We start from the raw sequence: 14,441 nt of genomic DNA, 5'->3' as shown, positions 1-14,441 counted from the left end.
CGTGAGTCCTCCTAGACCGCGTCCTCCAGTTCGATCTTCGGTCGGATGCCGAGCGCCTTCATCTCGTCGAGGAGCAGTTTGAACGCGTAACTGACCTCGATCTTGTGGATGTTGTCCTCGTCCCCGGTGATGGGGTCGTAGATGCGGCGCTGCTCGCGGTCCTCGACGGCGACCATTCCGGTGTCGCCGCTGACGTAGACCTCTTCGCGGTCCGAGGAGTCGAGTAGACGTTCCTTGAGGGCCATCGCCGCACCGTGACCGATGAGCACCTCACGCTCCATCTCACCCACACGGAGACCACCCTCGCGGGCACGCCCCTCGGTGGGCTGTCGGGTGAGCACCTGCACCGGCCCGCGCGAACGGGCGTGCAGCTTGTTGCTCACCATGTGGTACAGCTTGTGGTAGAAGATGATACCCAGGAAGATCTGGGCCTCGATCTTCTCGCCGGTCACGCCGGAGTACATGACCTCCTTGCCGGCGGAGTTGAACCCGTGTTCTTCGAGCGCGCCACGGAGTTCGTCTTCGGACTCGCCCTGGAAGGCGGTCCCGTCGACGCGGCGCCCTTCGAGGGCACCGACTTTGCCGCCGAGCATCTCCAGCACGTGGCCGACCGTCATCCGCGACGGTAGCGCGTGCGGGTTGATGACCAGGTCGGGGACGACGCCCTGTTCGGTGAAGGGCATGTCCTCCTGAGGTGCCAGGTGACCGACGACACCCTTCTGGCCGTGTCGCGATGCGAACTTGTCGCCGAGTTCCGGAATCCGCTCGTCGCGGACACTGACCTTCGAGAGCTTCGAGCCGTCCTCGCCCTCCATCAGGGTCACGGTGTCGACGACACCGTCTTCACCCGAACGCATGGTAACCGAGGTCTCGCGACGCTTCTGCGGCGAGAGACCGCCCATGTCGTCCGGCTCTTCGAGGAATCGCGGCGGCGACGTCTTGCCGAGAAGGACGGAACTCTCGTCGACAACGGTCTCGGGATTGACCAGACCGTCTTCGTCGAGATGCGTGTAGGCGTCTTCACCGCGCGCACCACGCACGTCCTGGCTCGGAATCTCGAAGCGATCCTCCTGTCCGCCGGGGTACCGGCGTTCCTCACCCTCGTAGGTGCGGAAGAAGTGCGAGCGGGCCATCGCTCGCTCGACTGAACCCTTGTTCATGACGAGCGCGTCCTCGATGTTGAACCCCTCGTAGGACATGACCGCGACGACGAAGTTCTGTGCCGCGGGCCGCTCGTCGAAGCCGATCTGTTCCGTCGTCTGCGTCTTGACCATCGAGAGCTGCGGGTAGTGCAGCAGATGCTGACGCGTGTCCGGACGGATACGGTAGTTCGCCGAGGGCAGTCCGAGTGACTGCTTCATCATCCCTGCGCCCATCGTAATGCGGGGCGAGGCGTTGTGCTCGGGATACGGAATCATCCCGGCACCGATGCCGAAGATGAGCTGCGGGTCGATTTCGAGGTGGGTGTGGTCCTCAGACACCTCGTCCTCGTCGACGGCGACGTAGATGTCCTCTTCCTCCTCGGCGTCGATGAACTCGACGTAGCCGCGCTCGACGAGGTCGTCGAACTCGAGGTCGCCGTTCTCGACGGCCTCGATCTCCTCGTCGCCGAGGAGCGGCTCGCCGTTCTCGACGACGATGAGCGGACGGCGGGCGCGGCCCGCGTCGGCGTTGACGATGACCTCGCGCGTCCGGTCTTTGACCGAGACGTTGACCATCTGGCTGACGTCGCCGCGACGCCGTGCCTCTCGAATCTGTGCTGCGAGCTGGTGCGGGTCCGGGTGGGTCCCGACCAGGCTCCCGTTGACGTAGACTTTCGCTTCTCGTGCCTGAGCCATGTTAGTCGTCTGCCGGTGTTGCTTCGACGCCTTCGAGACCGGGGATACCCTCGACCCCCATCGACGCCAGTTCGCGTTTGAGTGACTGTTCGTCTTCGATGTTCTGTGACAGCTCCATCGCCTGCGCGAAGTTCTTCACGAGCCCACAGTTCGGTCCCTCCGGGGTCTCGGAAGGACAGATGCGACCCCACTGGGTCGCGTGCAGGTCACGCGCTTCGAAGTGCGGCTGGGACCGCGACAGCGGCGAGCGGAGCCGACGCAGGTGCGACAGCACACCCATGTAGTCGGTCCGGTCGACCAGCTGGGAGACGCCGGAGCGGCCGCCCACCCAGTTACCCGTCGCGATGGGGTGTTCCAGCCGTTCGGTGAGCACGTCCGAGCGGACCACCGTGTTGACGGTGAGGTTCCGGTTCCGCATGTTGGCGCGCTCGAGCTGGTACTTCACGTCGCGTGCCAGCTTGTTGAGTGCCGTCCGGAACAGGTCCTTCATCAGGTCGCCGGAGACCTTGAGGCGCTTGTTGGCGTAGTGGTCCTTGTCGTCGGAGTCGCGGCGGCCGAGCGCAAGCTCGAAACACGCCTCGGCCATCCGACAGAGGTAGAACGCCTTGTTGCTGCGGACCTCTTCCTCCTCGATGCCCTCCTCGTGGAGATGCGGGAGCAGGTAGCGGTCGATGACGTAGTTCGCGCGCTTCAGCTGGTAGTTCTTGCCCTGCCCGCTGGCGACGCGCTTTCCGAGCGTCTCGATGGCCTCTTCTTGGGTCTGGACTTCGGCCATCTCCAGGTTCTCGAGCATGAACTTCACGATCTCCGGGTCGTCGGAGACGCGGTGGACGATCTCCTCGTCGGATTCGAGTCCGAGCGCGCGGACGAGGGTCACGAAGTTGACGCTGCCCGAGACCGACGGGAACGAGACTTCGAGGATGCCCTCGCGGTTGCGCTCACAGAGGACGAGCGCGCGGTAGCCACGGCGCTGCGAGAAGGTCTTTGCGACCTGAATCTCGTCGCCGTACTTCGTGTCGTACTCCGCGAGGATCTTGTTCGGGGCCAGGTCCTCCGACGTCATCAGGACGCGCTCGGAGCCGTTGACGATGAAGTAGCCGCCGGGGTCGACGGGGTCCTCGCCGATCTCGACGAGTTCCTCGTCGGAGAAGCCCGAGATGTTACACTTGTCCGAGCCGACCATGATCGGCATCCGACCGACCTTGGTCTCGGCGGAGTCGACGACGACCTCTTCCTCGTCTTCGCCGCCGCGGATGATGGACATCTCCATGAAGACCGGGGCGGCGTAGGTGATGTTGCGCAGGCGCGCTTCTTGCGGGTAGAGAAGTTCTTCGGAGCCGTCGGCCTCGCGAACGCGCGGGGTGACGACGCGCACGTCACCGAGTTCGACGTAGACGGGCTCTTCGCCCTCCTTGTCGCCGATGTCGGTCTCGATGCGCTCTTTCTCTTCGACGACCTCCTGCATCCCTCGTCCCATGAAGTTGTTGAACGAGCGGAAGTGGTGCTCTGCGAGCCGTTCTTGCGAGAAGTACTCGCGTGAAATCGTTCGTCGTGCTTGTCGGTCCATTACTCGACCACCAGTCGGTATACGACTGCTTTGTCAGTTGTTCGGGAGTCCCGCACGATCTCGACGACGTCGCCGGTCTCCGCGTCGGTGTCGCGGAGTGCCGGGTCCGTGCGCTTGATCTTGGGCAGGCTTGTTTTCTCCACGTTGTACTCTGCGAGTACCTCCTCGACGCGCTCCGGATCGTCGAGGACAGTATGCTCCGGAACCAGGTTGTGTTGGCTTACGTCTACCATGTTGGATGGGGTTGGCTGTAGGGAGAAGCTATCACGAGATACTACAGCGGCGTTATCGGGCCATCCATTTAGTCCTTGCTAAGCGCGCGCGACGCGCCGCTCTGCGGCCGCGGAGGGTGCGGCCGACGGAGCGCGTGTTACCTTGACGCATGGCCTCCGGTGATATATGCGTTGTGCCCGCTACAATCGCGGTACCCGAACACATACGGCGACGAGATGGGAAGCCTTATCTGGACCTCGGCGGTAGCAATGAATGCGTCAAGCCCGGGTGGTGTAGTGGCCCATCATACAACCCTGTCACGGTTGTGACGCGGGTTCAAATCCCGCCTCGGGCGCTTTCTGACGCGAACTAAACCGACGAGCACCGCGTAGCGTGTGCTCGTGAGTCGTGAGCGTCGACGCGATTACAGAGGGATTTGAATCAGGGAGCGACTGCAAGGAGTGACCGTGGTTCAACTTCCGCCTCGAACGTTTCGCTGATTTCAACTCTCCAGCGAGGCGTCTCGTCGTTTCCGTGAGGCGACCGAACGGAAGCCAACAAGAGCTGGAGGCTCTTGTCTCGCCGAGCAGGTCGAGTAGAGGCTAAACAGTTATGCTCACGTACCGTTTGGTTCCGGCTTGACACTACCTCTGGAGTCACGTTTAGGTAACCCGCGGCTGATTCGAATACCAGCATCCTCCAATGGCGAACACGAAAGACGCTGGTGACGAGACCGAAGCGAAAATCCTCTCGCGGTTGATTGCGAGCGGCTACAGTGTCTCGGTCCCCTTCGGTGACAACGACAAATACGACCTCGTCGTCGACGATGACGACGAACTCCACCGGGTGCAGTGTAAGACAGCGTGGCAGAACAAAGACGAGACGATTCGGTTCAACACGCACTCACAGACGACGAAAGACGGAGACTACCACGAACGCACCTACCACGGAGAGATCGACGCGTTCGTCGTCCGGTATCCGGAGACTGAGACGCTCTACTGGATTCGAGTCGAGGAGGCGACACGACAGAAGATGGAACTCCGTTTCGAAGCGGAGATCGACCATCCATCGATCAACTGGGCAGAAGAGTACGAGTTCACCGGTGGGATACCGTAACCCCGTGACGTGGTTGATGTGGGTCGGCACGTCGTACCAATCCCAACGAGAGATGGCAAGTCTTATTTAATACATCGGCAAATACCTGGGTGTAGCAAGCCCGGGTGGTGTAGTGGCCCATCATACAACCCTGTCACGGTTGTGACGCGGGTTCAAATCCCGCCTCGGGCGTTTGCTTGCTTCGTGGTTCGGGAGCCACTCCCTGTTCCACGGCTTGTCTGCCCGGGTGGTGTAGTGGCCCATCATACAACCCTGTCACGGTTGTGACGCGGGTTCAAATCCCGCCTCGGGCGTTTTTCCGAACACAACACGAACGAGGAGCGTCAGCGACGAGTGAGTCGTGTTCGGAAGGCGACTACGAAGAGATTTGAACCAGAGAGCGACTGCAAGGAGCGACCGTGGTTCAAATCCCGCCTCGGGCACGTTCCCACACTACGGACGAAGAGCGAAGCCCTCGCCTACTTCCGTGCGTCGTCGACGATACCGACGAGGTAGGTCCCGGTCCGGCTGTTGTCGTAGACGATTGTGAGCGCGAAGAAGTCCCCCTTCTCGAGTTCGAACGCCTTGTTCGTGTTGTCGACGTAGTAGAACTTCAGGTAGATCGCCGTCGTCGAACTATCGGAGAGGACGATGGGGTTCGCTCCACCGGGGCTGTCGACAGCGACGAAGCTTCCACCGACCGTCAGCGGCGAGTAGAGGACGGTGCCGTCGGCGGCGACGAGCGCGGCGTAGTCCGGGAAGTCACCCTCGCTGTTCGAGATCGAGTTGGCACTGTAGAAGTTCACCCGAATCTGCTCGATGTTGCGGTCGAACGTGTCGAGGTTCTCGAAGTTGAGTCGGATCTCACAGAACGTGTTCGCCGTGCACGTCCCGTGGTTCGTGTTGCTCGTCGACAGGCGTTCGGCCTGCTGGAGGATGACCGTCTTCGAGCCGACGGGGTTCAGCGAACCCTCGTACTCGGAGTAGCCGTCGCCGACGGGGGTGACAAACTCGACGTTGAACATCGCCTTCTCGCGGGCAGTGATCGAGCCACTGTCGTCGAGATCGCCCTTCGCGGTCAGGAGTACGTCCCCGTTGGGCCGGAAGTAGACGCGTGCGAGTCCGTTCGCATCGGTCGTCACGTCGACCGACGACGACGGGATAACGGTGCCGTCGGATTTGACGAAGGTACCGGTTCCGTCCACCGAGAACGTCAGCGACACACCGGGCGTCGGATTGTTGAACTGGTCGCGGACCTGTGCAACGAACGTTCCGGCGTTCCCGGCGACGACAGCCGAGCCGTCGCCGTCGACCGCGGTGACGTAGAGCGGCGGCTCGTCGGTGTATCCGTTGCCGACTCCGACCTTCGCCAGTCGGAGGTCGTAGCTGCCGGGCTCCATGGTGAGCGTGAGGACACCACCGGTGACGTCGAGGTCGGCGATGTACGCTCGCGGCTCTTCGTCGACGAGGGGGTCGTAGCTCGTCGGGTTCGCCGGGTCGTAGCCGTCGACCTGATCACCGAGGAGGTCGAGCCACGTCGCCTCGTCGAAGGCGGTCGGGAGCGTCAGGACGACGCCCGAGGAGTCCCGGCTCGTGATGGTCGTCGTCTGTGCCGGACCGCTCAGTCCGTGGAGTTCGACCGTGGTCGGGGCCGACGACGCCGTCGAGAGCTGGCCGTCGAGGACGACGAGCGAGATCTCGCGGCCGTCGACGAGATTGCTCTCGCTGGCCGGGAGGACCGTCCCGTCGGCGAACCGGTTGTAGAGGACGCCGTGTTCGTAGTAGGTCTCGGGGGCACCCTGGTACTGTCTGTAGCCTGGGGTATATCGGACCGTACTCGTCGCGAACGTCGGGTCCGCCGTGGCCGTCTTCGACCAGTAGTTGGTGTTGTGGACGACGGCTGCGTTGGTGATGCCGATGTCTCCCGCAGAGTCGACTTGGAGCTGTCCGACGACCGGCGGCGGGTTGAACAGGAACGGGCGGGTCGGGTAGTCCATGCCGGTGTCGAGGACGACACTCCGGCTGCTTCCCGTCGCCGCCACGTCTTCGACGGCCTGGTCGAGCGTCTGGAACTCGGCCTGGACCGCTTGGCTGTGGTGGAACTCCTCTTGGGCGTTCCACACCGGGACACCCGTCACCTGGATGAGCGACACCATGGCGATCACGAGACCGAACATGAGGATGCCGCCGATGACGGGAGAGACCGCCCGGTCGGTGGTTCGTCGCGATGCGACGTGCGGTTCGGTTCGTCTGGAGTTGGTGAATCTGCTGTGCATGGCTTAGATGAACTGGAAGACCAGCGTGGCGACAAGCACCATCGCGATGGCGTATTTCAGTCCGGCGAGTAGGTCGTTGTCCGAGAGCATTCCGGTGATGAGTCCGCAGCCGATGGCCTGGACCAACACGGAGTGGAAGAACAACATGCGGTACGTGTCGATGGGGATCGCGGTGACACCCGGCAGCCCGGTCATCGAGCCGGTGGCAGCCGTGCCACTGATCTCCGAGAGCGGGCCGAGGTAGCTCGTGTTGAGCAGCGCGATGACCATCAGGTAGACCAGGAAGCCGATGACGACGACGGCGATGTACGACGTCATGGCGCGCTTTCGGTCCCGCGAGATGGTGTACTGGTTGCGCGTGTCCTCGGCGGCGATGCTGAGGAGCCGCGAGAGGTCACTGCTCGACGAGCCGCCGTCGGCGATGAGCTTGATCGTTCGCGACAGTGGCGGGACGTCGAGGCGGTTCGCAAAGCGCAGGAGCGCCTTGCGGGTGTCACCGTTCCACCGGATGTCGTTGCGGACGGTCCGGAGCTCGTCGGCGAACTTGCCGGTCGACCAGCGGGCGACGATGTCGAACGCCTCGGTCAGCTGAATCCCCATGTTGTTGGCGCTGGAGAGGATGTTCAGCGTGTCCGGGAAGCGACGGACGATCTCGTTGTCGTGGCCGCGCTTCAGTTCGTGGAACACCGAGAGCGGCACCGTCACGAGGAGCATCGGAACGACGACGAGGAGCGTCGTCGCGGTGATCGGATCCGCGAGGAGCGCGTCGGTCGAGGTCGGCACGAGGCCCAGGAGTACCACGCCGGCGACGTAGAGCATCGCAGCGGGAACAGTGGCGACGAGCGTGAACACGGGCGTCGCCCGGACCGCTCCGAGCGGGTTGTCGAGGTAGTCGCGGAGACCGTCCCAGCGGTGTGACTCGGCGAAGGCGAGATACTCCGGGTCGTCCGAGAGCTGCGAGCCGTCGATTTCGACGTCGCCGTCCTCGTCGATTGCGAGGTGGGTCTCGGGCTGTTTGTACGGTTCCGACATCGTCGACAGCAGGACGATGAAGCCCGCGACGCCCAGCGGCAGTCCGAGGTAGATGAGTACCGCCATCTGGCCGATGGCTTGGCCGCCGAGGACGCTGATGATCATCAGGATGACGATGAGGAACAGCGGGGCGGCGACGAAGCCGACGATGAAGACCTCGCTCATGACCGACAGGGTCTCGAGGAAGTCCTCCTGCTCCTCCTGTGCGCGACGGAGATACCGCGCGCTCTGTTCTTCGAGGAAGGCGGTGATGTCACCGCCGGAGTCGAGGACGCTGACCATGTCGTCGATGAACTGTTCGAGGTTATCACTCGGCGTCAGGTTGCGGGCGTTCCGCAGACTCGTGTAGAGGTCGTTGCCGAACAGTTCGACGTCACGGTGGACCATGTCGAACTCCTCGGCGACCGCGCCGTAGGCGTCTCGGGAGTCGGCCAGCTTCGAGATGACTTCGACGAAGTTCATGCCGCCGTACGACATGGCGTACATGAAGACGATGGCGTGCGGGAGCGTGAAGTCGATACTCCGGCGTCGCGTGCTGGCCTTCTGGCCGGGCGCGAGATACAGATACGCCCACGTTCCACCGCCGAACGTCGCCGCTGAGATGAGGGTGATGAGTCCCGCGGCGATGGCGACTTTGAAGCCGCTGGCCATCACGGCGAGGCCGCCGGGGACCGCGTTCGGTGCCCGGAGACCGTCGAGCATCCCCGCCTGCGCGAGGAGGTAGGCGGTCAACAGGCCGAGGAGCAGGCCGACGAGCGTGGCGGCCCCGCTGTAGTGGACCGCTCGCTCCAGATACCGGTCGTACGTCACGCCCATCCGGGCCTGATTGAGCGACCGCTGGAGCTGGTGGTAGTCGTCGGCGTGCGTCTTGAAGTACGCACGGATCAGTCCGTACTCGTCCTTCAGTGCCTGCCAGCTCTCCGCGTCCAGCTCGGGCTGGACCGGGAAGTACTGGCCGACTTCGTACTCGGGCAGCGGAACTTCGTTCATGCCCGCGTTGCTCGCTGCCATTTAGGCCTCCGACGGGAACGACGTTGGGTCGAGTTCGTCGCGCTCGATGAGTCCGAGGACGTACTCCGGGTCGCGGGCGAACATGTGAATCGTCGATGCGACCCCCCGGTAGTCGGTGATCTCGTTGTCGACGAGATACGCGAGGACGGTCCGGCGGTTCGCCAGCTCGCTCGCGAGGTCTTCGTCGCTCCAGCCGCGAAGCTCGGCGACGTTCCGGAGCGCGAGCGACTCGTTCTTCTGGACGAACTCGTCGGTCCGGGGGTCGCGGTCGAACACGGTGTAGGTCTCGACGGAGTCGTGGCTGTCGCCACGGGTGACTTCGGCGATGCGGACGTTGCGGCGGACCCGTTGGTCGCCCTGGAAGACCTGCTTCTGGATGCAGACGATGTCGAGGTCCTGGATCATCTGGGCAGGCACGCCGAGCGGCGGGTTCTCCAGGCGGCTCAGGAACGACTCCACGGAATCGGCGTGGAACGTCGAGTAGGCGGTGTGGCCCGTCCCGATGGCCTGGAAGAAGGTCATCGCGACCTTCGGCTCCGTGCGGATCTCGCCGACGAGGATGTACTCGGGGCGTTGGCGCAACGAGGCCTGCAGGAGTTCGTAGGTGCCGATCTCGCCGCGGCCGTCGGCCGTCGCGGATGGGCGCGTCGTCCCCTGAATCCAGTTGTCGTGCGGCAGCGTGATCTCGCGGGTGTCCTCGATGGAGACGACCTTCGAGTCCGGCGGGATGAAGAAGGACACGGCGTTCATCGCCGTGGTCTTGCCCGACCCCGTCCCGCCCGCGATGACGAGCGAGCGGTTGTTCTCGATGGCCAGCCAGAGGTAGGCCAGTTGGTCGACGTCGAAGGTGTTCCAGTTGATCATGTCGACCGGGCTGTACGGGATGTCTGCGAACTTGCGGATGGTGAAGTTCGAACCGCGCGCACTGACGTCGGTCCCGAGCGTCAGCTGGATACGCGAGCCGTCCGGCAGGCTGGCGTCGACGAGCGGGTTCGACACGGAGATGTGTTTGCCCGCCCGCTGGGCGAGTCTGACCGTCAGCGAGTTCAGGGGCTGCCCCTCGAAGACGACGTTCGTCCGGAGGTCGCGGAACTCGCAGTGGTAGACGAACACGGGGACGCCCGCGCCGTCACAGGAGATGTCCTCGATGTCGGGGTCGCGCATCAACGGGTCGATGTGGCCGAAGTCGAGGAAGTCTCTGAACAGATAGTAGATGAGCTTGTGGACCGTGCCGACGTCGACGGTCGCGGCGTGGTCGTCGACGATCTCGCTGACCTTCGTCGCGAACAACGCCTCGCGGTCGTCCGTGGTCTCGATCTCTTCGTACATGAGGCTGTTGCGGACGACGCGGACGAGGTCGTCTTTGGCGTACTGCTCGAAGGGGTTGAGCACCGGCTCGGTGACGTGGTAGCGGAACGACTTGCCCTCGCGGTCGTAGAGGACCGTGACGTACGCGAAGGGCTTGTTCACCCAGTAGCGGTCGACCTGTTCGTACTGGTCGAGGTAGTCGAAGTTGAACCACCGAGTCTCGATGAACTCGTCGGTCGGGACGAGGGTCTCACGGGCGAAGTCGAACCATCGTTCCTCACCGTGCTTGGCGTCGCCTGCCTCGTATTGGGCGGCAAGCTGTTCGAAGTACTCCTTCACCTCGCGGAGGATGGCCGCCCGGATGTCTTCGGGCGGCATATCCGTCGTCTCCGGGTGGACAAAGTCCTCGTCGGTGACGAGCGCGGGTGGGTCGGCCTCGTCGATGGGCGGCTCTGCCTCGTGGCGGCGGAGACGCTGGTCGGCGCGGGCGGTCGGCAGGCCACCGATGCCCGACGTCGGCAGATCGTCTTCGGACCGTTCGGTGGGGAGTGTCTCGTCAGTGTCAGAGGTTAGCACGTCGCTGTCCGGTGTCGTGTCGTTATTATTACTCATGAGATGGGTGATTCGGCCGAGCGACTGCTGTCGCACGTGTGTGCCCAGCATCCCGCTTAAGCGGGCCGCTCTGCCAGTAATCGTCAGGTTCTCTAGACAGTCCGCAAATACTTAAACATATCTCAGAGAGAATGTACGTTGAGATGGTACTTTTCTCGCGCGAATCAGGAGTAGAGAGAGCGAAGCGAACGACAGAATCGACCGACAGCACCGATCAACAGCACGACCGACGGCACCGCGACCGACGAGACGCACAGCGAGCAGCCGAGGCGACGCTCACAGGAGACTGACGAGACCGGCACCGACGCCGACGCCGAGGAGCGCGCCCGCCAAGTTCGTCACGGCGTACCGCCCCGCAGCGACGGTCCGGCCCTCTCCCGAACGGCTTGCGACCTCCACGGCGAACGAGGAGAACGTCGTGAACGCGCCACAGAACCCCGTTCCGAAGAGCAGCCCCGCCGTCTCGCTGAACGCCCCAGAGAGCTGTCCCGCGACGACCGCTCCGAGCGCGACACTGCCGAGGACGTTGACGACGAGCGTCGCCCGACTGCTCTCCAGCCGTTGGCCGACGAGATGCCGCGAGACGGCTCCGAGCATCCCGCCGAGACCGACGAGCAGTGCCGGCAGGACCCCCTCAGCCGTCACCGTCGCCCTCCCAGCGCCAGGCCCAGCCCCGCCGCGAGGAAGCCGAGCAGGTAGGTGACGCCGACGTTGGCCGTCCCGGCGAGCGGGCCGAGCTGGGCCGTCTCGACGGCGAACGTGCTGTACGTGGTAAACGACGAGAGGAGGCCGGTTCCGAGGAAGAGCCGCGTCCGGCGGGTCGCCGCGACGGAGACGAAGAGACCGAGGACGAAGCTGCCGACGACGTTGGCGACGAGGGTCCCCGCGACGTCCGGCAGCGCGAGACCGACGCCGTACCGGAGGACGGCACCGCTGAATCCGCCGAGTGCGACGAGGGCGACGGCCTCGACCTGCTCGGTCTTCATCGACGGCTCGCCTCGCTCATTCGTTCGACTGCTCGTCGCCACGGTTTAGGGGCCTTTCGAATCCGGCGTCAGAGGTCGCTCACCCGAGCACTCGCCCCGCCGTGGGGCGTGTCACGCTCGCGGACCGAGACGGCGTGGACGGACTCGGTCGCGTCGTCAACGACGAGTGCCTCGCCGGTCCCCCGCGGGAGGCGACTCGCGAGCGACTCGCCGAGGTAGGTCGGTTGGGCGGATGCCAGTGCCCGGATGTCGGTCTCGGCGGTCAGCCGGTGGGCGACGAGCAGGTCGGCCTGGGAGACGGCGACGTCGGGCAACGCGCCGGGGCGTTGGGTCGCGGCGACGAGACTCACGCCGGGTGCGCGTCCACGGGTGAGAAGCGTCCGGAGGGGGTCGGCCGCGACGCCGTCGAAGAAGGCGTGCGCTTCGTCGACGAGGAGCCACGGCAGGCGGTCGGTGTCGTCGGCGACGCGAGCCTCGTACAGCCCGCTCGCGACGGCCGCACAGACGGCGTTCATCGCGGCCGGTCGCCGTCCCGAAAGGTCCAGCACCGTCGCCTCGTCGCCGGTGAGGTCGGATGCACGGAGGCCGTCCGGGGCGAACACGTCCCACGAGTCGGCGAGTCGGAGATGGTTGGCGGCCGCACGCGTCGCCGTCTCCCCGGCAGACGCGTCGGCGACGTACTCGGCCATGCCGTCGAGCGTCGCGGTCTCGGTCGCCGCCTCCCAGACGAGCGACCCCGCCGCGCTCGTCGCGTCGAGTCCGAGCAGCGTCGGCCACGCGGTCGGTGAGAGCGCGTCGGCGCGGACCCTCGGTTCGCTCACGGCCGACGCCGGGACGTCCGGGTCGCCGCGGGTGAGACCGGAGAAGACGCCCATGGGGTCGACGACGACCGGCGCGACGCCGTCGGCGCGGGCGGCGGCTTCGGCGAGGACGCCGAGCGTGTAGGACTTCCCCGAGCCGCGTTTGCCGACGACGAGACCCGCGTGCGGGCGGTCGAGGTCGACGCCGACCTGCGCGCCCGAACTGCCGTCGCGGGCGCGGTAGCTGCCGAGGCGGCCGGTCGGGAGCGAGTCGGTGTCGTCGGCGAGGGCTGTCGCATCGGCGGACGCTGTCGCGTCGTCAGTGCGGCCGAGGACGTGCATGGGCGACGGTGGCCCTGTCATCCGACAAAAGGCCTCGCCCCACGCCGAGCGGGGGCGGACGAGGGTTTATACCGGAGAGCGGGACAACTCCGGCTCATGTTCGACAGTCTCGGCCGCTTCGGTCGCGAGAACAGCTTCCACGGGGACGAACGCGCAATCGAGGGGTTGCCGATCCGGCTCGTCATCGCCCTCGTCGTCGGCGTCGCCAGCCTCTCGGTGATGATGAGTATGCTCGGCGGGCTCAGCGGGCTCACGGTCACGGAACTCGACGCCCGCCCTACCGACGAAGTCGTCACACCCGGCGAGCAGAGCATCGAGCTGACCGTCGTCGGTGCCGACGGTGATCCCGTCTCGGACGCGACGGTCGTCGTCAAGGGTGGCACCGCCGACATCGACGGCGTCGAGACGGCCGAGACGGACGCGAGCGGCAAAGCCACGGTAACGGTCGCGCCCGAACTCCGGGCGAATCAGGAGGACGGCACGCTCGTCATCGACATCAAGCCACCCGCCGGGAGCGAGTTCGCCGACGAGCGGGGGAACACGAAGATACTGGTCGTCAGAGAATAGGCAGCGGCCGCCGAGTCGTCGACGACTACCGACCGTCTAGCCGCTCGTCCCAGTCGACCCACTCGTACTCCCAGCCGGAGGGGGCGAAGTAGCCCTGCTGGGCGAACTCGCGGTCCTCGCGTTCCGTCCGGTTGCGCGAGAGACCGCCAGCCTGCTCGCCGTCGACGAGCAGGGGGTTGAACGCCGCGGGACCGAACTCGCCGACGACGTCGTAGCCGGTCGCAGGGTCGGGTTCCACGGCGACGAGCGTCTGTTCGGGACCGCCCATCGGCATGACGAGCCGGCCGTCGTCGGCCAGTTGATCCAAGAGCGTCTGCGGCGGCCGAACCGACGCGGCTTCGACGAGGATGCGGTCGAAGGGGGCGTACTCGGGGAGGCCGCGCGCGCCGTCGCGGCAGTCGACGAGGACGGCGTCGTAGCCCGCTTTCTGTAGGTTTTCACGCGCGTCGATGACCGCGCTCCGGTTGATGTCGACGGCGTGGACGTGGCGGCCGCCGACGAGGTCGGCGACGACAGCAGACGTGTAGCCGACGCCCGCGCCGACGACGAGGGTATCCTGTTCCTCGTCGGCGTCGAGTGCCGAGAGCATCCGAGCGACGGTTTCGGGGGCGAGGACGCGGGTTCCACCGCGTTCGCTGGCGCGGTTCTCGTAGGCACGGTCGGCGACGAAGTCGTGGCGGGGGACGGTGCGCATCGCCATGGCGACGGCTTCGTCGACGAGTTCGCCGGACAGTGCATCCTCCAGTCCGTCGACCATGTCGTCGCGGAGCACGGCGGGGTCCATGCTCTCGTCT

Annotated in this window: 12 protein-coding genes and 3 tRNA genes; 5 read left to right on the top strand and 10 right to left on the bottom strand. The window is 65.1% G+C overall.

What is annotated here, in order from left to right; genetic code table 11:
* Positions 1 to 11: 11 nt before the first annotated feature.
* From rpoB to BLR57_RS02560, 3 genes are read right to left on the bottom strand one after another with little or no spacing between them, the layout of a single operon-like run.
* On the bottom strand, positions 12 to 1,838 hold the full coding sequence (gene rpoB, locus BLR57_RS02570) for a DNA-directed RNA polymerase subunit B (RefSeq protein WP_089693830.1): 1,827 nt from the start codon (positions 1,836 to 1,838) through the stop codon (positions 12 to 14).
* A 1-nt stretch (position 1,839) separates the two neighbouring features.
* A complete protein-coding gene (locus BLR57_RS02565; RefSeq protein WP_089693828.1) occupies positions 1,840 to 3,405 on the bottom strand; it encodes a DNA-directed RNA polymerase subunit B'' in 1,566 nt (521 codons plus the stop codon).
* Entirely contained in the window at positions 3,405 to 3,638 is a 234-nt protein-coding gene (locus BLR57_RS02560) for a DNA-directed RNA polymerase subunit H (RefSeq protein ID WP_089693826.1), read from the bottom strand. The genes BLR57_RS02565 and BLR57_RS02560 overlap by 1 nt, the downstream gene beginning before the upstream one ends.
* A 262-nt stretch (positions 3,639 to 3,900) precedes the next feature.
* Here BLR57_RS02560 and BLR57_RS02555 point away from each other — a divergent pair.
* The 4 genes from BLR57_RS02555 (at position 3,901) to BLR57_RS02540 (ending at position 5,027) form a co-directional block, all read left to right on the top strand.
* Positions 3,901 to 3,973, top strand: a tRNA-Asp gene (locus BLR57_RS02555).
* A 347-nt stretch (positions 3,974 to 4,320) separates the two neighbouring features.
* Entirely contained in the window at positions 4,321 to 4,734 is a 414-nt protein-coding gene (locus tag BLR57_RS02550; RefSeq protein ID WP_089693824.1) for a group I intron-associated PD-(D/E)XK endonuclease, read from the top strand.
* 98 nt (positions 4,735 to 4,832) lie between these two features.
* Positions 4,833 to 4,905: transfer RNA gene (locus BLR57_RS02545), tRNA-Asp, on the top strand.
* 49 nt (positions 4,906 to 4,954) lie between these two features.
* A tRNA-Asp gene (locus BLR57_RS02540) sits at positions 4,955 to 5,027 on the top strand.
* 165 nt (positions 5,028 to 5,192) lie between these two features.
* Here the strand turns inward: BLR57_RS02540 and BLR57_RS02535 are convergent.
* The 6 genes from BLR57_RS02535 to BLR57_RS02510 all read right to left on the bottom strand — a co-directional run bounded on the left by BLR57_RS02535 (position 5,193) and on the right by BLR57_RS02510 (position 13,080).
* Positions 5,193 to 6,989, bottom strand: a complete 1,797-nt coding sequence (locus BLR57_RS02535; protein ID WP_089693822.1) for a DUF7289 family protein — start codon at positions 6,987 to 6,989, stop codon at positions 5,193 to 5,195.
* Between the two features lie 3 nt (positions 6,990 to 6,992).
* On the bottom strand, positions 6,993 to 9,032 hold the full coding sequence (locus BLR57_RS02530) for a type II secretion system F family protein (protein ID WP_089693820.1): 2,040 nt from the start codon (positions 9,030 to 9,032) through the stop codon (positions 6,993 to 6,995).
* Positions 9,033 to 11,003, bottom strand: a complete 1,971-nt coding sequence (locus BLR57_RS02525) for a type II/IV secretion system ATPase subunit (protein WP_211603147.1) — start codon at positions 11,001 to 11,003, stop codon at positions 9,033 to 9,035. It lies immediately after the preceding gene.
* 225 nt (positions 11,004 to 11,228) lie between these two features.
* Complete coding sequence (locus tag BLR57_RS02520; protein ID WP_089693819.1) at positions 11,229 to 11,597, bottom strand: fluoride efflux transporter FluC; 369 nt, start codon at positions 11,595 to 11,597, stop codon at positions 11,229 to 11,231.
* Positions 11,594 to 11,938 (bottom strand): fluoride efflux transporter FluC, encoded by a 345-nt coding sequence (locus BLR57_RS02515; RefSeq protein ID WP_089693818.1) that lies wholly within the window; start codon positions 11,936 to 11,938, stop codon positions 11,594 to 11,596. The genes BLR57_RS02520 and BLR57_RS02515 overlap by 4 nt, the downstream gene beginning before the upstream one ends.
* 68 nt (positions 11,939 to 12,006) lie before the next feature.
* Positions 12,007 to 13,080, bottom strand: coding sequence for an ATP-binding protein (locus BLR57_RS02510; RefSeq protein ID WP_089693817.1), 1,074 nt, complete (start codon positions 13,078 to 13,080; stop codon positions 12,007 to 12,009).
* A gap of 96 nt (positions 13,081 to 13,176) precedes the next feature.
* On the opposite strand from BLR57_RS02510, the gene BLR57_RS02505 reads away from it, so the two are divergent.
* On the top strand, positions 13,177 to 13,647 hold the full coding sequence (locus BLR57_RS02505; RefSeq protein ID WP_089693816.1) for a DUF7382 domain-containing protein: 471 nt from the start codon (positions 13,177 to 13,179) through the stop codon (positions 13,645 to 13,647).
* Between the two features lie 25 nt (positions 13,648 to 13,672).
* Here the strand turns inward: BLR57_RS02505 and BLR57_RS02500 are convergent, their stop codons facing one another.
* Positions 13,673 to 14,431 carry a protein-L-isoaspartate O-methyltransferase family protein gene (locus BLR57_RS02500; RefSeq protein ID WP_089693815.1) on the bottom strand — a complete coding sequence of 253 codons (759 nt, stop codon included), beginning with the start codon at positions 14,429 to 14,431 and terminating at the stop codon, positions 13,673 to 13,675.
* Between the last annotated feature and the right edge of the window lie 10 nt (positions 14,432 to 14,441).

Origin of the sequence: Halogranum gelatinilyticum, from assembly GCF_900103715.1 — an archaeon.
In the GTDB taxonomy this organism is placed as follows: Archaea; Halobacteriota; Halobacteria; order Halobacteriales; family Haloferacaceae; genus Halogranum; species Halogranum gelatinilyticum.
The sequence above is the reverse complement of the archived record's forward strand: the minus strand, read 5'-3'. Positions and strand labels throughout refer to the sequence as shown.